This is a genomic window from Paraburkholderia sp. J41, assembly GCF_905220235.1.
In the GTDB taxonomy this organism is placed as follows: domain Bacteria; phylum Pseudomonadota; class Gammaproteobacteria; order Burkholderiales; family Burkholderiaceae; genus Paraburkholderia.
On record NZ_CAJMZE010000013.1, the window covers coordinates 62,888 to 78,294 of the forward strand.

18 protein-coding genes are annotated in these 15,407 nt (G+C 67.2%); 9 read left to right on the top strand and 9 right to left on the bottom strand.

The window, feature by feature from the left end; translation table 11 throughout:
• Window positions 1-3: 3 nt before the first annotated feature.
• The 3 genes from U5805_RS15690 (at window position 4) to U5805_RS15700 (ending at window position 2,200) form a co-directional block, all read left to right on the top strand.
• Window positions 4-1,515 carry an aldehyde dehydrogenase gene (locus tag U5805_RS15690; protein WP_322104402.1) on the top strand — a complete coding sequence of 504 codons (1,512 nt, stop codon included), beginning with the start codon at window positions 4-6 and terminating at the stop codon, window positions 1,513-1,515.
• A 198-nt stretch (window positions 1,516-1,713) separates the two neighbouring features.
• Window positions 1,714-1,830 (top strand): SDR family NAD(P)-dependent oxidoreductase, encoded by a 117-nt coding sequence (locus tag U5805_RS15695; RefSeq protein ID WP_415914607.1) that lies wholly within the window; start codon window positions 1,714-1,716, stop codon window positions 1,828-1,830.
• The gene (locus tag U5805_RS15700; protein WP_322104403.1) at window positions 1,817-2,200 is read left to right on the top strand and encodes an SDR family NAD(P)-dependent oxidoreductase; all 384 of its coding nucleotides are present in this window, start codon (window positions 1,817-1,819) and stop codon (window positions 2,198-2,200) included. The genes U5805_RS15695 and U5805_RS15700 overlap by 14 nt, the downstream gene beginning before the upstream one ends.
• 21 nt (window positions 2,201-2,221) lie before the next feature.
• Here the strand turns inward: U5805_RS15700 and U5805_RS15705 are convergent, their stop codons facing one another.
• On the bottom strand, window positions 2,222-2,866 hold the full coding sequence (locus U5805_RS15705) for a LysE family translocator (protein WP_322104404.1): 645 nt from the start codon (window positions 2,864-2,866) through the stop codon (window positions 2,222-2,224).
• Between the two features lie 262 nt (window positions 2,867-3,128).
• Between U5805_RS15705 and U5805_RS15710 the strand changes: the two genes are divergently transcribed.
• Window positions 3,129-3,419, top strand: a complete 291-nt coding sequence (locus U5805_RS15710) for a DUF4148 domain-containing protein (RefSeq protein WP_322104405.1) — start codon at window positions 3,129-3,131, stop codon at window positions 3,417-3,419.
• A 112-nt stretch (window positions 3,420-3,531) separates the two neighbouring features.
• Here U5805_RS15710 and U5805_RS15715 read toward each other — a convergent pair whose 3' ends face one another.
• Genes U5805_RS15715 through U5805_RS15730 form a run of 4 tightly spaced genes read right to left on the bottom strand, consistent with a single transcriptional unit; the run spans window position 3,532 to window position 7,933 of the window.
• The gene (locus U5805_RS15715; protein ID WP_322104406.1) at window positions 3,532-4,671 is read right to left on the bottom strand and encodes a porin; all 1,140 of its coding nucleotides are present in this window, start codon (window positions 4,669-4,671) and stop codon (window positions 3,532-3,534) included.
• Window positions 4,672-4,698: 27 nt separating this feature from the next.
• On the bottom strand, window positions 4,699-5,538 hold the full coding sequence (locus U5805_RS15720) for an ABC transporter ATP-binding protein (protein ID WP_322104407.1): 840 nt from the start codon (window positions 5,536-5,538) through the stop codon (window positions 4,699-4,701).
• Window positions 5,538-6,704, bottom strand: a complete 1,167-nt coding sequence (locus tag U5805_RS15725; protein WP_322104408.1) for an iron ABC transporter permease — start codon at window positions 6,702-6,704, stop codon at window positions 5,538-5,540. Before U5805_RS15725 ends, U5805_RS15720 begins: the two co-directional genes overlap by 1 nt.
• Before the next feature lie 2 nt (window positions 6,705-6,706).
• Entirely contained in the window at window positions 6,707-7,933 is a 1,227-nt protein-coding gene (locus tag U5805_RS15730; protein ID WP_322104409.1) for an ABC transporter substrate-binding protein, read from the bottom strand.
• A 192-nt stretch (window positions 7,934-8,125) separates the two neighbouring features.
• Between U5805_RS15730 and U5805_RS15735 the strand changes: the two genes are divergently transcribed.
• Both U5805_RS15735 and U5805_RS15740 read left to right on the top strand, forming a co-directional pair.
• On the top strand, window positions 8,126-8,851 hold the full coding sequence (locus U5805_RS15735) for a response regulator (protein ID WP_322104410.1): 726 nt from the start codon (window positions 8,126-8,128) through the stop codon (window positions 8,849-8,851).
• A 23-nt stretch (window positions 8,852-8,874) separates the two neighbouring features.
• Window positions 8,875-10,281: an ATP-binding protein gene (locus tag U5805_RS15740; protein ID WP_322104411.1), complete on the top strand. Its 1,407-nt coding sequence runs from the start codon at window positions 8,875-8,877 to the stop codon at window positions 10,279-10,281.
• Here the strand turns inward: U5805_RS15740 and U5805_RS15745 are convergent.
• The 3 genes from U5805_RS15745 to U5805_RS15755 form a co-directional block, all read right to left on the bottom strand.
• A complete protein-coding gene (locus tag U5805_RS15745) occupies window positions 10,278-10,691 on the bottom strand; it encodes an ester cyclase (RefSeq protein ID WP_322104412.1) in 414 nt (137 codons plus the stop codon). The genes U5805_RS15740 and U5805_RS15745 overlap by 4 nt on opposite strands.
• Window positions 10,688-11,164 (bottom strand): VOC family protein, encoded by a 477-nt coding sequence (locus U5805_RS15750; RefSeq protein WP_322104413.1) that lies wholly within the window; start codon window positions 11,162-11,164, stop codon window positions 10,688-10,690. Before U5805_RS15750 ends, U5805_RS15745 begins: the two co-directional genes overlap by 4 nt.
• Window positions 11,165-11,326: 162 nt before the next feature.
• Window positions 11,327-12,199 (bottom strand): oxidoreductase, encoded by an 873-nt coding sequence (locus U5805_RS15755; RefSeq protein WP_322104414.1) that lies wholly within the window; start codon window positions 12,197-12,199, stop codon window positions 11,327-11,329.
• A gap of 113 nt (window positions 12,200-12,312) precedes the next feature.
• Here U5805_RS15755 and U5805_RS15760 point away from each other — a divergent pair, with 113 nt between their 5' ends.
• Entirely contained in the window at window positions 12,313-13,266 is a 954-nt protein-coding gene (locus tag U5805_RS15760; protein ID WP_415914608.1) for a LysR family transcriptional regulator, read from the top strand.
• A 13-nt stretch (window positions 13,267-13,279) separates the two neighbouring features.
• On the opposite strand, the gene U5805_RS15765 is transcribed toward U5805_RS15760, so the two are convergent.
• Window positions 13,280-13,705, bottom strand: coding sequence for a GFA family protein (locus U5805_RS15765; protein WP_322104415.1), 426 nt, complete (start codon window positions 13,703-13,705; stop codon window positions 13,280-13,282).
• Here U5805_RS15765 and U5805_RS15770 point away from each other — a divergent pair.
• Both U5805_RS15770 and U5805_RS15775 read left to right on the top strand, forming a co-directional pair.
• Entirely contained in the window at window positions 13,704-13,841 is a 138-nt protein-coding gene (locus U5805_RS15770) for a hypothetical protein (protein WP_322104416.1), read from the top strand. The genes U5805_RS15765 and U5805_RS15770 overlap by 2 nt on opposite strands.
• Before the next feature lie 30 nt (window positions 13,842-13,871).
• Window positions 13,872-15,299, top strand: coding sequence for a tetratricopeptide repeat-containing glycosyltransferase family protein (locus U5805_RS15775; RefSeq protein ID WP_322104417.1), 1,428 nt, complete (start codon window positions 13,872-13,874; stop codon window positions 15,297-15,299).
• Window positions 15,300-15,407 lie beyond the last annotated feature (108 nt).

Consider the following 15,407-nt stretch of genomic DNA (forward strand, 5'->3'; position numbering starts at 1 on the left):
GTTATGGACACAGTGAATCCGAACCATCTCGACGCACCGCTTTTCATCGACGGCGAATGGACCGATGCCGAAGGCGGCCGCACGCTCGACATCGTCAATCCGGCGACGGGCGCCGTGATCGGCGCGCTGGCCGCCGCGAGCGCGGCCGACGTGGATCGCGCGGTGCAGGCGGGGCATCGCGCATTCGAGGGCGGCGCGTGGCGCGACATGCCCATTCAGCAGCGGGCCCGCATTCTCAACCGGTTTGCCGACCTGTTCGAAGCGGACCTCGAAGCGTTCTACAAGCTGGAGACGCTGAACAACGGCCGGCCCATTTCCGAAACCCGCGCGCAGATTTCGCGTTTGCCGCAGTTTTACCGCTATTTCGCGGCGCTCGCCCTCACGCGCCGCAGCGACGTGATTCCGATCGAAGGCCCGTATCTCTGCTATACGCAACGCGTGCCGCTCGGCGTGGTCGCGTTGATGACGTCTTTCAATCATCCGCTGATGATTCTGTCGAAGAGTCTCGCGCCTGCGCTCGCGACGGGCAATAGCGTCGTCATCAAGGCGTCGGAGCAGACGCCGCTCACCACCGTGCGTCTCGTTCGGCTACTCGATGAAGCGGGCGTGCCCAAGGGCGTGGTGAACGTCGTCAACGGCGAAGGGCGCGAAGCCGGCGCGGCGCTCGCGAGTCATTCCCGCATCCGCAAGGTGGTGTTCACCGGCGGGACCGAGGTGGGGCGCTCGATCGGCGAGGCCGCGGCGCGCAACTTCGCGCTGACGACGCTCGAACTGGGCGGCAAGGGCGCCGTGATGCTTTTCGACGACTTCGACATGGAGCGCGCGGTGAACGGCGCGGCGTTCGCGGCATTCATCGGTGCGGGGCAAACGTGCGTGTGCGGCGCGCGCATTCTCGTGCAAAAGTCGATGTACGCGGAATTCCTCGAACGCTTTCGCGCTAAAGCATCGCGCATTCGCGTCGGCGATCCGGCCGAGGCGCAAACCCAGCTCGGCCCGGTCATCTCCGAGCGCTCGCGCCAGCGCATTCTCGCGATGCTGGAACGCGCAAAACAAACGGGTGCGAAAGTCCTCACGGGAGGCGTCGTGCCGCAGGCGCTGAAAGCGGGTTTCTTCATCGAGCCGACGGTGATGTACGACGTGCCGCCGGAATCCGAACTCGGTCAGGACGAAGTGTTCGGGCCGGTCACGGTCGTCATGCCTTTCGACGATGAAGCGGACGCCATCCGGATCGCCAATGCGACGCAGTTCGGGCTGGCCGCATCGGTGTGGACGCAGGACGTGGCGCGCGCGCATCGCGTGGCGTCCCGGCTGGAGTTCGGCATGGTGTGGGTCAACGACCATCACCGGCTCGATCCGGCCTCGCCTTGGGGCGGCTTCAAGAACAGCGGCGTGGGCCGCGAGACGGGCATCGAGTCGTTCGACCAGTTCAGCGAGCCGCGGGCCGTCACGGTGAACACGAGCGGCAAGACCGTGGACTGGTATGCGGACGACGGCGAGCTGAAGCGGCTCAACTGAGCGGCTCAACCGAGCGACGCAACTGAGTGACGCAACCGAGTGACGCTCGGTCTCGGTGGCGGATATCGAGGGATTTACGACCTTTGAGCCATTTCGTTCAACTTCCATAATTTGCGTGGGAATCAAGCCGGCGAGCCGAAGCGCGATTGCGCCTCGATCTCCGGCTTCCCCGATCTCACGCAAAGAAAGGAACAGAGAATGAGGCTCAGGAACAAGTCGGCTTTGATTACGGGCGGGACGAGCGGCATCGGTCTCGCAACCGCGAAACTTTTCATTTCGGAAGGCGCTCGGGTGGTTTGGCTTGCGCCCAATTGATGCACGCGCATGGCGCAACGGTCGTCGTCGTGGGGCGCGATGCGCGCAAGCTCGACGAAGCCACGAAAGCGATTGGCGAAGGGACGTGGGCATCGTCGCGGATGTCTCCAGCGTGGCCGACATAGATCGCGTCATGGCAACGGTCCGTGCCCGGCTCGGGCGCGTCGACGTTCTTTTCGCCAACGCCGGAACGTCGCACTCCCCAACGCTGGACCTGATCGACGAAACGGCGTTCGACGCCATGGTCGGACTCAATTTCAAGGGCGTGTTTTTCACCTGCGTGCGCGCCCCTTGCCGAACTTCTTGCCGGGCCTTTTGCCGGCCATCGCGCCGGCCGTTGCGGCGGCCATCGCGCCATCGCGCTGGATGACCCCCGCGCCGCCGCCAACCCTCACTGCCGCAACAACGCCATCATCGCGCCGAAGCCGACGAACACGCCGCCCGTCGCGCGATTGAACGCCTTTGCCACGCGCCGGCTCTTGAGCGTCGCGCCGATGCGTGTGCCGCAGCCCGCGTACACGAGATACCAGCTCACCTCGCACACGGCGAACGTGACCACCAGCACGCCGAATTGCGGCAGCACGGGGCGGCTCGCGTCGATGAACTGCGGCAGCAGCGCCGCCGCGAACAGAATCGCTTTGGGATTGCTGCCGCCGACGAAAAAGCCGTTGCGATACAGCGCGAACGCCGAGCGCGCGGGCATTTTCGCGGCGGGTTTTGCCACGGCCTGCGCGGGTTCGCTGGCTTCGGGCAGCGGCGCGCTCCACGCTTTCACGCCCAGATAGACGAGATACGCGGCGCCGATCAGGCGCAGCGCGTTGAACATCGCGGGCCACGCCTGAAGAAACACGCCGAGCCCGGCGGCGGAAACGGCCAGCATCAGCACGAGCGCGGAAAGACAGCCGGCCATGGTCGCGCCGGTGCGGCGCAGCCCGTACTGGGCGCCGTGCGACATGATGAGCAGCATGTTGGGACCGGGAATGGCACAGACGACAAAGACCGTGACGAGGAAAAGCCACCAGGTATGCAGGTTCATTGCGGATCGGGCGAAAGAGGCAAAAACGGCAGTAGCGAAAAACGCGATCTCAGGCGAAGCGTCGATTGAAATGTCGATGGAAACGTCGACTGAAACGCCGATTATGCCAGCCGCGCGCGCGCCGGCCGCGACTTCTTTCAGTTTCGGTAACGCTCTCTTATCGTATTCGGCATTTTAGTTGCAGAGCTAACTGTCTACACTCCGTCCATCGACCCGCATACGGCTTCGCGCGGGCGACTGAAAACAAACCGGACCCGCAAACATGAACACGTTCGTCAAACTGGCCGCCGTTTCGGCGCTCGTTCTTCCCGCCATTTCCTATGCGCAGTACGGCAACGACCGGCCGCTCACGCGCGCCGAAGTGCGTCAGCAACTGATCGACATCGAAAACGCCGGTTATAACCCGGCTATCGCCGACGATCTGAATTACCCCGCCGACATTCAGGCCGCGCAGCGCCGCCTCGCGCAATCGCAGGCGGCGGCTCAAAACGGCGGCCCCAACACGAGCGGATACGGCGCGCCCGCGCGCGGCGCCACGCAATCGGGGCAATGAGCGAGTCGATAAGCGGCTCGATGAGCGAGCCAATGAGCGAGCCAATGCGCCGGTCGATAAGCGGGTCGATAAACGGGGCAATGAGCGAGCCGATAACGGCAAACGGCGCGCTTTAAAACCGGTGCCGCATGCCCACGGCGACGACCGTCTGCTGATTCGTCGACGAAGCGGTCTGGCCGCTGATATCGGCGGTGAAGCCCGAGCCGTCCGCGTTCAGGTGCTGATAGCTCGCCTGCGCGTAAAGGTCGGTGCGCTTCGAAAGCAGATAATCGGCCTGCACGGAAACCCCATGCCATTTCGGCCGATGCGCGCCGCCCGCATTCGACATCGACGCATTCGTATAGGTGTATTCGGCGGTGAGGCCGAGTGTCGGCATGAGGAAGTAGCTCGCGTTGATTTCGTAGTTGCCGAAACTCATGCCGGCGCCGTTCATGGCGATGCCGAGGCTATTCGCGCCGTTGATCGTCGCGAGGCCGTCGAGCTGCGTGCGTGTCCACACAAAGCCGATTTTCGCCGCGCCCAGGCTGTAGGCCGCTCCCGCGCCGAACACGCGCTGGCGTGCCGCGACGAAGGTGCGCTCGGTGAGCGTGAGCGCGCCGTTGGTGTTGGCGCTGCCGCCGTTGTTCGCTTGCAGCCAGGCGGCCGCGAGGCTCAGCGGTCCCATGTCGTAGGCGGCGCCCGCGCTGTAGAGGCGGTTGTCGTCGAAACCGCCCGCTTCGTTCGAGAAGCTGTAGAGCGCGCCGAAACGCAGGCCCGCGACCGGCGCGCTCGCGTACTTGATGGCGTTGTTCACACGAAACGAGTTATTGAGGTTGTCGTTGTCGAACGGATGCGCCGAGAGATTGTTGCCGCCGGGGCGGCGTCCCGTAAAGCTTAGCGGTGCCAGGTAATCGACCACGGAGTCGTACTGGCGGCCGAGCGCGACGGTGCCGTAGCGCGGGTTCGCGAGTCCCGCATACGCTTGATAGCCGAACAGGCGGCCGCCCTGGCGCAAGCTGCCGTTCATCACGCTAAAGCCGTTTTCGAGCTGGAAAATGGCCTGCGTGCCGCCGCCCAGATCCTCGTGGCCAAGCATGCCCCAGTGGCTGCCCGTTACGTCGCCGCTGCCCGCCTGCCAGGCGCCGTGGCCTTTCTCGTTGCTCGTGTAATAGAGACCGGCGTCGATCACGCCGTAGAGCGTCACGCTCGATTGCGCGTGCGCCGCGCAGCTCAAGACCGCGGCGCATCCCGCCGCAAACCATGCAGACTTCATGTTTTCCCCTGTTGTCGTTAATGCGAATCAAACGGCTAGTCCGTCGATCAGGACTTGATGCTGGCCGCGCGAACACGTTTCGATGCGCGCGAGCACGCCGAACACGCTTTCGAGCGCGGCGGGCGTCACCACTTCCGCGGGCGCGCCGAACGAGACGATGCGCCCGCCCGCGAGCAGCATCGCGCGGTCGCAGGCACGCAGCGCGACGTTGAGATCGTGCAGCACCACGACGGTGACGATGCCGCGTTCGCGCGTGATGTCGGCGAGCGAGCGCATCACGTGAAACTGATGATTGAGGTCGAGCGCCGAAAGCGGTTCGTCGAGCAGCAGCACTTGCGGATCGCGCACGAGCGCCTGCGCGATGCCCACGAGCTGACGCTGGCCGCCCGAGAGTTCGTCGAGCGGGCGGCTTGCGAGAGGCGCGATACCGAGGCGCCGCAGCGCGTCGTGCGCGATGTCGAGATCGTCGGTGCGCCGCATGGAGTGGCCGTGCAATCCCCGCAGGCCGCCCGCCGAACGCGTGGCATGCAGCGCCACGCGCACCGACTCGAGCGCCTGCATGCGCACGCCCGCCGGCAGCGTTTGCGGCAGATAGACCACGCTGTGCGAGCGCGCGCCCGCGGCCGTGAGCGCGAGCGCTTCGCCGTCGAGCGAGAGCGCGCCCGCGTGCGCGCGCGTCAAACCCGCGAGCGCGCGCAGCAAGGTGGACTTGCCGCTGCCGTTGGGGCCGAGCAGCGCCGTGATCGCGCCGCGCGGCAACGGGCCGGCCGTGAGCGAGGCGAGCACGTCGCGGCGTCCGTAGCGCACGCCAAGATCGTGAATGCGCAGACCATTTTTCGTTGCGGTCGCCGTTGCTTTCGCCGTCATCACACTTCCCCCTGGGCGCGCACGACAATGCCGAGAAACAGCGGAATGCCGACCAGCGCCGTGACGATGCCAACGGGAATCAGCACGCCCGGCACGATGATTTTCGAAGCGATCGACGCAAGCGACAGCATCAACGCCCCCGCGAGCGCGCTGCCCGGCAGATAGAAGCGATGATCCTCGCCGAACACGGTGCGTGCGATATGCGGCGCGATCAGGCCGATAAAGCCGATGGTGCCGACGAACGACACCGCGAGCCCCGAGAGCACCGAAACGCGCAGCAGCGTGCCGAGCCGCACGCGCCGCACGTCCACGCCGAAACTCGCCGCGCGGTCCTCGCCCAGGCGCAGCGCGGTGAGCGTCCACGCATTGCGCATCGCGAGCGGCAGCGCCACGGCCAACGCGGCCGCGAGCACGCCGATCTTCGGCCAGTCGGCGCGCGCGAGCGAACCGAGCGTCCAGAACACGAGACCTTGCAGCGCGTCGGCGTCGGCGACGAACTGCATCAGCGAAGTCAGCGCGTGGAAGGCGAACACGAGCGCGATGCCCATCAGCACGACGCCCGTGGTGCTCATGCCGCGCCAGCGCGCCACCGCGTCGAGCAGCAGCGCGCAGCCGAGCGCGAACAGGAAGGCGTTGGCGGAAATGAGCCACGTTTGCGCGATGCCGGGCAGAGCGAGGTTCAGCACGATGGCCAGCGACGCGCCGAACGCCGCCGCCGCCGAAACGCCCAACGTGTACGGGCTCGCGAGCGGATTGGCGAGGATCGTCTGCATTTCCGCGCCCGCAAGGCCGAGCGAGGCGCCCACGAGCAGCGCCATCACCGCGTAGGGCAGGCGAATCTGCCAGACGATCACGCGGGTCGCGGGGTCGGCCGTGGCGTGCTCGAACACCGTGTGCAGCAGCGTGGAAACCGGCAAGCCCGAAGGCCCCGAGCGCAGATCGAAGCCGAGCGAAACGAGCGTCAACAACGCCGTGGCCGCGAGATACGCAACGCGCTTTCTCGTGAGCCGGCGATAACGCGCGATGTCGGCGGCGGTTCGCGCGTCGAGGTCGGCGGCGGCGCGTGCGGCGGCTTCGGCAGAGGCGGCTTCGCGAGATGCGGCTTCGCGTGGGGCGGCTTCGCGTGCGGCCGCGCCGGGGCCGGCCGCGTGCGTGATTTCGGCCATCGTCAGCGCACCGTCTGGCCGAGCGGCGCGTCCACCCAGTACGCGCCGTCCGGCGGCACCGCGAGGAACTGGCGGTACAACTGCGCCTGCGTTGCGGCCACGTCGAGATCCTTGAACCGCTGCGGATAGAACCACTTCGCGAACGCCTCGATCGCCACGATGTTGTACGGCGAGTCGTAATAGTTGTGCGAGATGCCGTGTACGCGGCCGTCGTGGATCGCCTTCACCGCGTCGAAGCCGGGACGCGCGACGAGTTCGGCGAGGCTCGCCTGCGCGTCGTGCGCGCTCGTTTGCGCGCCCACGCGCAGCGACGGAAAGCCCGGCTTCGTGTGGCTGCCGGTGGCAATGTAGACGTCGGGCCGCGCGGCGATGATCTGCTCCATGCTCACGTCGCCGAGCGCGCCCGGCACGAGTTGCGCGGCGATATTCACGCCGCCCGCCGCGCCGATCAGATCGCCGAAACTGCCGTTGCCGGCCGTGTGGCAACAGCCGCCGGCCCATACGCCCGCGAGCAGGTCGATGAACACTTTCGGGCGCTGCGCCGCCGGAATTGCCGCCACGGTGCGCTGCACGCGCGCGAGATGCTGCTGATAGAACGCGATATACGCATTGGCTTCGGGCTCGCGATGCAGCACCGCGCCGAGCAGGCGAATGCTCGGCACCGTGTCCTCGAGCGGATGCACGCGGAAATCGACGAACACGACCGCCGTGCCCGTCGCTTCGAGCTGCTTGACGAGCGCGTTGTTGCGGCCCGGCCCTTCGCCCGCGACGCTGAAGATCGCCACGTCGGGCTTGAGGCTCAGCGCCTTTTCCGCGCTGATGCTGTCCTCGGAAGCGTTGCCGATCAGCGGAATGCGCTTGATGCCGGGAAAGCGCTGCGCGTACGCGTTGTAGGTCTGCGGGTCCATGAGCGGCAAGTCGCCTTGCCAGCCGACGATGTTCGCGAGCGGTTGCGCGCCTTGCAGCAGCGCCACGGCGGTCAGCAGGCGGCTTTCGCCGAGCAGCACGCGATGCGGCTCGGCGGGAATGCGCACGGTGCGTCCGGCCAGATCGGTGAGCGTGGCGGGCGACGAACCGGGCGACGAACCGGGCGACGAACCGGGCGACGAACCGGGTGCCGCGCCGGAAGCCGGGGCGGGCGCGGCCGCCGCCTCGGGTGTCGTCTGCAACGCGCCGATCAGCGCCGCCGCCATGAGGGCGCCGCGCGCCGCAAGCCGGAAAATCGCCATGATATACTCGTAAATGAGAACGATTGCTATTAACGCCGCACACTTTACCGATGCGATGTAATGGCGATGTGTTGGGAAGCGGCCGTTTTGTAATGGAATGTGTTGGCCGCGCGCGGCGGCGCGTTGCCGGTTGACGCGCCGCCCCGACATGCCCGACGATCCGCATTTTCCGCATCGCCGCGACTGGAAACGATGGACCACATACTGATCGTCGACGACGATCCGAGCATTCGCCATCTGCTGCGCGACTATCTGCGCGAGATGGGCTACGAGGCGAGCGTCGCCGCAAACGGTGCGCAAATGCGGCAGGTGATGCACGCTTCGCGCGTGGACTTGATCGTGCTCGACCTCATGCTCGACGGCGAGGACGGTCTCGAACTCACGCGCGAACTGGCCCGCGGGCACGGCGTGCCGATCGTGATCCTGAGCGCACGCGGCGCGCTGCTCGACCGCATCATCGGCCTCGAAATGGGCGCCGACGACTACTTGCCCAAGCCGTTCGACCCGCGCGAGCTGCTGGCGAAGATCAAGGTCGTGCTGCGCCGCACGCGGGGGCAGCCGGGCGCGGCGCCCGCGCGCGCACGCACCGACCGCTATTCGGCCGTGATCTTCGACGGCTGGCGGCTCGACACGCAGATGAAGCAGATTCTTTCGCCCGAGGGCCTCGTGAAATCGCTCGGCGGCTCCGACTATCGCGCGCTGCGCACGCTGCTCGATCATCCGAACCGGCCGCTCTCGCGCGAATTCCTGCTCGATCAGGTGTTCGGCAAGGAGCTTTCGCCGCTCGACCGCGCCATCGACGTCTGCATCAGCCGTTTGCGTCAGCAACTCGGCGATTCGGCGCGCGCGCCCAAACTCATCCGCACCGTGCGCAACGAAGGCTATTTGCTGGCGGTGCAGGTTCGCTACGAACCGTGAGGCGCGAACCGAGGGAATCCGCGATGACATGGCGCCTCTGGCCCGACACGCTGTTCGGGCGGCTCGTCCTCATTCTCGTGATCGGCATGTTCGGCGGGCAATTGCTCACGAGCACGATCTGGTTTCAGGTTCACGACGCGCGCACGCTCGAAATGCCCGCGCGCCTCTTCGCGAGCCGTCTTGCCGATGCGGTGCGGCTGCTCGAACACAGCGCCGGCAGCGAAGGCGGCAACGCCGCCGCGCTGCAACGCGCCGCCGTCGAGGCGCTCAACGACGAGCGCTTCCAGCTACGGCGCATCGACGCGCCCGCGCCGCCCGGCGATCTGCCGCTCGCGCAGCGCGCGGTCGGCGAACTGATCGCGACGCTCGTGGCGCGGCGTTTGCACGAAGCCACGCCGGTGCGCGTGCTCGACGCTCAATTGCACGACGAAAGCGGCCAGCGTAACGGCATCCTCAGTTTGTTCAGTTCGCGCATGCCGTTCGGCGTGTTTCATGCGCAGGCGCGGCTGCGCGACGGCACGTGGATCGACGTGCGCGCCACCGAAACGCAGGCCGGCTTGCGCATGGAGCCGCGCCAGCTCGTGATGGATTACCTCGTGCGCATTTATCTCGTGCGCTTTGCCGCCGTGCTGCTGCTCGCGCTGCTCGCCGTGCGCTTCGCGGTGCGTCCGCTCAAGCGGCTCGCGGGCGCGGCGCGCGCGCTGGGCCACAATCTGCACCGGCCGCCGCTCGACGTTGCCGGGCCCGCCGAAGTGCGGCTCGCGGCGCAATCGCTCAATACCATGCAGCAGCAACTGCTCGACGGCATTGCCGAGCGCACGCGCTTTCTCGCGGCGGTCTCGCACGACTTGCGCTCGCCGCTCACGCGCTTGCGGCTGCGCGCCGAAATGCTGCCGAATCCCGAATGGCGCGAGCGTTTGCGCGGCGACCTCGACGAAATGGAAGCGATGGTGGGCGCGACGCTCGACGCCGTGCGCGGCGTAGAGATCACCGAAACGCGCCACGCGATCGACGTCGATTCGATGCTCGAAAGTCTCGCCGGCGACGCGCGCGAAGCGGGCCGCGACGTCACGGTGCAGGGGCGTGCGAGCGCGCCGCTCGCGGGGTATCCGCGCAACCTGAAGCGCTGTTTGCAGAACCTGCTCGACAACGCGCTGCGTCACGGCAACGCCGTGGAAATCGCGGTGCGCGACGACGGCCGCATGCTGCGCATTGCGATTCGCGACGACGGCCCCGGCATTCCCGCGGCCGAAATCGACAAGGTTTTCGAGCCGTACTATCGCGCGAGCACGAACGCCGCCGCGCACGATTCCGGCGCGGGTCTCGGCCTCACGATCGCGCGCAGCATCGCGGGCGCGCACGGCGGCACGCTTGCGCTGCGCAATCGCGAAACGGGCGGCGTGGAAGCCGTGCTGTCGATCGCGCGCTAGGAAAGCTGCGCTTCGATGGCGGCGGTGTCGATCACGGACCAGACTTCGACGATCTTCGCCGCCCGACTTGCGCCGCCAAAGCGATAAAACACGTTCTCGCCGAATCGCACGCGCCGGCCGTTGATCGGGAGTCCGAACAGGTTGCCGCGCGGCGTGCAGTCGAACGTCAGGCGGCACGCGAGCAAGGGCGGCTCCACGCTCAGCAGTTCGATCTGGAAGCGCAGGTCCGGGATTTCGCGCACGTCGTTTTCGAGCATCGCGCGATAACCGGCAAGACCGAACGGCCGCGCGTTGTGTACCACGGCGTCGTCGACGAATTGCCCGAGCGCGGCCCAGTCGCGGCGGTTCAGGCAGGCCAGGTAATCGCGGTAAATCGTGCGCAGCGCGGCTGCGTTCGCGGCGTCGCTCATGGCTGCGCCGCCGCGCGCTCGATGGTCGCGATGTCGATCTTGCGCATCTGCATCATGGCGTTCATCGCGCGCTTGCCCACTTCCTTGTCGGCGCTGTTGACGAGTTCGAGCAGGCGCCGCGGCGTGATTTGCCACGAAAATCCCCAGCGGTCCTTGCACCAGCCGCACGCCGATTCCTGGCCGCCGTGGCTCACCACGGCGTTCCAGTAGCGGTCGGTTTCTTCCTGCGTTTCGGTGAGCACCATGAAGCTGACCGCCTCGTTGGGCGTGAAGTTGTCGCCGCCGTTCAGCCCCACGTAGCGCTGGCCGAGCACGGTGAATTCCACCAGCAGTTCGTCGCCCTGGCCGATGCCTTCGATGGGCGAGACATGGCCGGGGCCCACATGGCTGTCGGGGAAGGTTGCGGCGTAGAACTGCGCCGCTTCGCGCGCTTTGCCTTGAGCGAACCACAGGCACGTGACGAGTTCGGCCATCGCTTGTCTCCGGAAAACGAAAAGGGCGCCGCCGGGGTGGCGACGCCCTCATGCTGACACGTTCGATCAGGGCGAAGTTTCCTCGATACTTCCCCTGACTTTCCCGATGCGGGTAAGCCCGCACCCGCAGCGAGGCGGGGCGGGGCGCGCGCGGCCGATGCCTCAGCCTTGCCTGCCGATGGCGTCGAGTTCGGCGAGCGCGGCGGCGTCGAGTTCGAGTTGCGCGGCGGCCACGTTCTCGCGCAAATGCGCCACCGACGACGTGCCCGGAATCAGCAGGATATTGGGCGAGCGGCGCAGCAGCCAGGCGAGCGCAAGCTGCATCGGCGTGACTTCGAGGCGCGCGGCGAGCGTGGAGAGCGACGACGACTGAATGGGCGAAAAACCGCCGAGCGGGAAAAACGGCACATAGGCAATGCCTTGCGCGGCGAGCGCGTCGATCAGCGCGTCGTCGGCGCGATGCACGAGGTTGTAGTGGTTCTGCACGCCCACGATGGGCACGATGCGCTGCGCCGCCGCAACCTGGGCGAGCGTGGCGTTCGAGAGGCCCACGTGGCGCACGAGACCGCGTTCGCGCAGCGCGGCGAGCCTTTCGATCTGCGGTTCGAGCGGACCGTCCTTGGGCGCGTGGACGTCGCCCATCATGCGCAGGTTCACCACGTCGAGCGCGTCGAGGCCCAGATTGCGCAGATTGTCGTACACGGCGCGTTCGATGTCGTCGGGCGTGAACGCGGGCAGCCAGCCGCCCTGGTCGTCGCGCATGGCGCCCACCTTGGTGACGAGCGTGAGACCGCCGGCGTTCGTGGCGTAAGGATGCAGCGCCTCGCGAATGATCTGGTTGGTCACGTGCGGGCCGTAGAAGTCGCTCGTGTCGATGTGATCGACGCCGAGCGCCACGGCTTCGCGCAACACGGCCACGGCGGCGGCGCGGTCTTTCGGCGGCCCGAACACGCCGGGCCCGGCAAGCTGCATGGCGCCGTAGCCCATGCGGTTGACTTCGCGGCCGGCGAACGAATAGGTGGAGGTGCGGGGCATGGCGATTTCCTCGGTTGATCGTGGATTGACAGCGCTTTGGACGACTGCCCGCAGTATGGCCGCGTTTAAATTGTCCGATAATCCCATTCGATACGAACGGGTTGTGCGAAAAAATGAACAATGAGCGAAGTGTGCCGGCCGACATTCCGACCGACATGAACGATCTGGCGGCGTTCGTCTCGGTGGCGCGCGCGGGCGGTTTCCGCGACGCGGCGCGCGCAGGCGGCGTGTCCGCCTCGAGCCTGAGCACGGCGGTGCGGCGGCTCGAAGTGAAACTCGGCTTGCGCCTTCTGAACCGCACCACGCGCAGCGTCGCGCCCACGGAGGCGGGGCAGCGCCTGCTCGACGCCATCACGCCGCTTTTCGGCGAAATGGCGGCGGCGCTCGACGTGCTCAACGGCTATCGCGACCGCCCCGCGGGCACGCTCAAGCTCAACGTGCCCGCGAGCGCGGCGCGCACGATTCTGCCGGGCGTGCTCGCGCCGTTTCAACGCGCGTATCCCGAGATTCGCGTGGAAGTGGTGGTGGAGGACGGTTTCGTCGACGTGTTGCAAATCGGCTGCGACGCGGGCATTCGCTACGACGAACGGCTCGAGCAGGACATGATCGCGATTCCCATCGGCCCGCGCACGGAGCGGTTCGCGACGGCCGCTTCGCCCGCTTATCTCGCGGCGCGCGGGCGGCCGCAACATCCGCGCGAGCTGATCGCGCATGCGTGCCTGCGCGTGCAGTTTTCGGGCGGCGCGATGCCGCTCTGGCATTTCGAGCGCGACGGCGAACAGGTGCAGATCGACGCGCCCGCGACGCTCGTGGTGCGGCCCGGCGCGGCGGCGCTCGATCTGCTCGTGCGCATGGCCGTGGACGGCATGGGCGTGGTGCATCTGTTCGACGACATGCTGCGGCCGCACTTCGAAAGCGGCGCGCTCGTGCCCCTCTTCGCCGACTGGCCCGCGCCGTTTTCGGGGCCGTTTCTCTACTATCCGGGGCGGCGGCATCTGCCCGCGCCGCTGCGTGCTTTCGTCGATTTCGTCAAGGCGCACGCCTCGCCGGATAGTTCGGCATCCTGACGATATGGCGGTGCTACGGCCGGGGCGGCGCCCATTCGGCGTAATGCGGCGTGCCCGGAGCGTCGGGCGCAGCGGGGGCGTCGGTGAGCCAGGGCACGTCGTGCGAAGTCCAGATGTGCGATTCGGGCCGCACGCCGGGGTCGTCGTCGAGCGTGGCGACGCGCAGGATCAGATGCGGTTGCGCGGGCCGATCGGCGAGCACGTGCGTGCCGCAAATCGAGCAGAAGTATCGAAACTTCCCTTCCGACGATTCGTAGCGCGAGAGCCGCGCTTCGCCCGCAAGCCAGCGGAAGCTCTCGCGCATCACGCGCGCCGTGCTCGCGTAGGCGCTGGCCTGGGCCTTGCGGCAGGTCGTGCAATGGCAATGCACGATGGGCGAGGCGAGCCGGTCGGCTTCGTAGCGAACGGCGCGGCACAGACAGCTTCCCTGGAGCGGCATGACGACCTCGGGCGGCGAACATGGAGCCGCACAGTATAAGCGCCGCATCGGCATCGGCATCACTGTGCAAGGCCGCCGCGCCGGCGCGGTTCAGGACTTCGCCAATGGACGGAATTTCGCGACGCGCCTACATTGAATAGCTCGTCCCCATCGCTTTACCGCTCCCATGACCGCTCCCTTGCCCGACGTCGCCGCGCTTTTCAACCAGGGCATGGCGCTGATGCAGGCGGCACGCCTCGAAGAAGCCGCTGCCGTTTTCACGCAAGCGCTGGAGCGCGATCCGCATCATCTGGGCGCGCGGTTGAACCTGGGCGTGACGATGTGGCGGCTCGGCCGTCTCGACCAGGCCGAAGCCGCGTATCGTGACCTGCTTGCGCGCGAGCCAGGCGCCGCGGCGGCGTGGAACAACCTCGGTTTGCTCTACAAGGACATGAACCGCCTGCCCGAAAGCGAAGCGGCGTGCCGCCGCGCGCTCGCGCTCGACGACAGCCAGGCCGAGATCCACAACAATCTCGGCAACGCGCTCTGGCAACTCGGCAAGGTGGAGGCCTCCATCGAAGCCTACCGGCGCGCGCTCGCGCTGCGTCCCGACTACGCGGCCGCGCGCACGAATCTCGCGCTGCCGTTGCTGTACCTTGGCGATTACGAGGCCGGTTGGCCGCTTTATGAAGCGCGGCACGATCCCTCGATGGGCGCGGAAGGCATCGCGCGGCCGCCGGTGCCGTATCCCCAGTGGCAGGGCGAATCGCTCGCGGGCAAATCGGTGCTCGTCTGGCCCGAGCAAGGTCTCGGCGACGCGCTGCAATTCTGCCGTTACGTGCCCATGCTCAAGGCGCTCGGCGCGGCGCACGTTAGCCTTGCGTGCGCGCCCGTGCTGCACCGCCTGTTCGAAACGCTCGAAGGCGTGGACCTGGTGATTCCGCTCAACGGCGAAGGGCGCATCGAGCGTCACGACTACTGGGCGCTCACGATGAGCTTGCCGTTTCGCTTCGGCACCACGGTCGCGTCGATTCCGGCGCGCGTTCCGTATCTGCATGCGAATCGCGCTGAAGCCGACCGGTGGCGCGCACGGTTGCCGCAAGGGCCGCTGAAAGTGGGGCTCGTGTGGGCCGGCAATCCGCGCGCGGACCAGGCGAGCGCCTACGCGATCGACCAGCGCCGCTCGCTGAACGCGCGCTCCTTCGAGCCGTTGCTGGGCACGCCTGGCGTGCGCTTCGTGAGTCTGCAACTGGGCGCGGCCACGCGCCCGCAGCTTGCCGAACTGCCGCCCGGGCTGCGGCCGTTCGATCCCATGGGCGAGGTCCGCGATTTCGCCGATACGGCCGCCATCGTCGCGAATCTCGACCTCGTGATTACCGTCGATACGTCGATGGCGCATCTCGCGGGCGCGCTCGGCAAGCCGGTGTGGGTGCTCTCGCGCTACGCGGCGTGCTGGCGCTGGTTCAAGGACCGCGAGGACGCGCCGTGGTATCCGAACATGCGCGTGTTTCGCCAGACGCGGCGCGACGATTGGAGCGAAGCGCTCGCGCGCGTGGAGGCCGCGTTGGGCGTGTTGGCCGCGCGGGCGGGGGCGGTGGGAGGCGCGGGCGGTTAGCGATTCGGCGGAAGTTAATTGGCGGAAGTTAATTAATCGAAGCGGATTTCGTGCTGTACACAATGCTCGTCCGAGTCCTAATGTTCCGACATAGACAGAATCATCCTG

Coding starts and splice junctions, on each gene's coding strand:
- U5805_RS15690 (WP_322104402.1), top strand. CDS start 4: ATGGACACAGTGAATCCGAACCATCTCGACGCACCGCTTTTCATCGAC.
- U5805_RS15695 (WP_415914607.1), top strand. CDS start 1,714: ATGAGGCTCAGGAACAAGTCGGCTTTGATTACGGGCGGGACGAGCGGC.
- U5805_RS15705 (WP_322104404.1), bottom strand. CDS start 2,866: ATGAACCTGCATACCTGGTGGCTTTTCCTCGTCACGGTCTTTGTCGTC.
- U5805_RS15710 (WP_322104405.1), top strand. CDS start 3,129: ATGAACACGTTCGTCAAACTGGCCGCCGTTTCGGCGCTCGTTCTTCCC.
- U5805_RS15715 (WP_322104406.1), bottom strand. CDS start 4,671: ATGAAGTCTGCATGGTTTGCGGCGGGATGCGCCGCGGTCTTGAGCTGC.
- U5805_RS15720 (WP_322104407.1), bottom strand. CDS start 5,538: ATGACGGCGAAAGCAACGGCGACCGCAACGAAAAATGGTCTGCGCATT.
- U5805_RS15725 (WP_322104408.1), bottom strand. CDS start 6,704: ATGGCCGAAATCACGCACGCGGCCGGCCCCGGCGCGGCCGCACGCGAA.
- U5805_RS15730 (WP_322104409.1), bottom strand. CDS start 7,933: ATGGCGATTTTCCGGCTTGCGGCGCGCGGCGCCCTCATGGCGGCGGCG.
- U5805_RS15735 (WP_322104410.1), top strand. CDS start 8,126: ATGGACCACATACTGATCGTCGACGACGATCCGAGCATTCGCCATCTG.
- U5805_RS15740 (WP_322104411.1), top strand. CDS start 8,875: ATGACATGGCGCCTCTGGCCCGACACGCTGTTCGGGCGGCTCGTCCTC.
- U5805_RS15745 (WP_322104412.1), bottom strand. CDS start 10,691: ATGAGCGACGCCGCGAACGCAGCCGCGCTGCGCACGATTTACCGCGAT.
- U5805_RS15750 (WP_322104413.1), bottom strand. CDS start 11,164: ATGGCCGAACTCGTCACGTGCCTGTGGTTCGCTCAAGGCAAAGCGCGC.
- U5805_RS15755 (WP_322104414.1), bottom strand. CDS start 12,199: ATGCCCCGCACCTCCACCTATTCGTTCGCCGGCCGCGAAGTCAACCGC.
- U5805_RS15760 (WP_415914608.1), top strand. CDS start 12,313: ATGAACAATGAGCGAAGTGTGCCGGCCGACATTCCGACCGACATGAAC.
- U5805_RS15770 (WP_322104416.1), top strand. CDS start 13,704: ATGACGACCTCGGGCGGCGAACATGGAGCCGCACAGTATAAGCGCCGC.
- U5805_RS15765 (WP_322104415.1), bottom strand. CDS start 13,705: ATGCCGCTCCAGGGAAGCTGTCTGTGCCGCGCCGTTCGCTACGAAGCC.
- U5805_RS15775 (WP_322104417.1), top strand. CDS start 13,872: ATGACCGCTCCCTTGCCCGACGTCGCCGCGCTTTTCAACCAGGGCATG.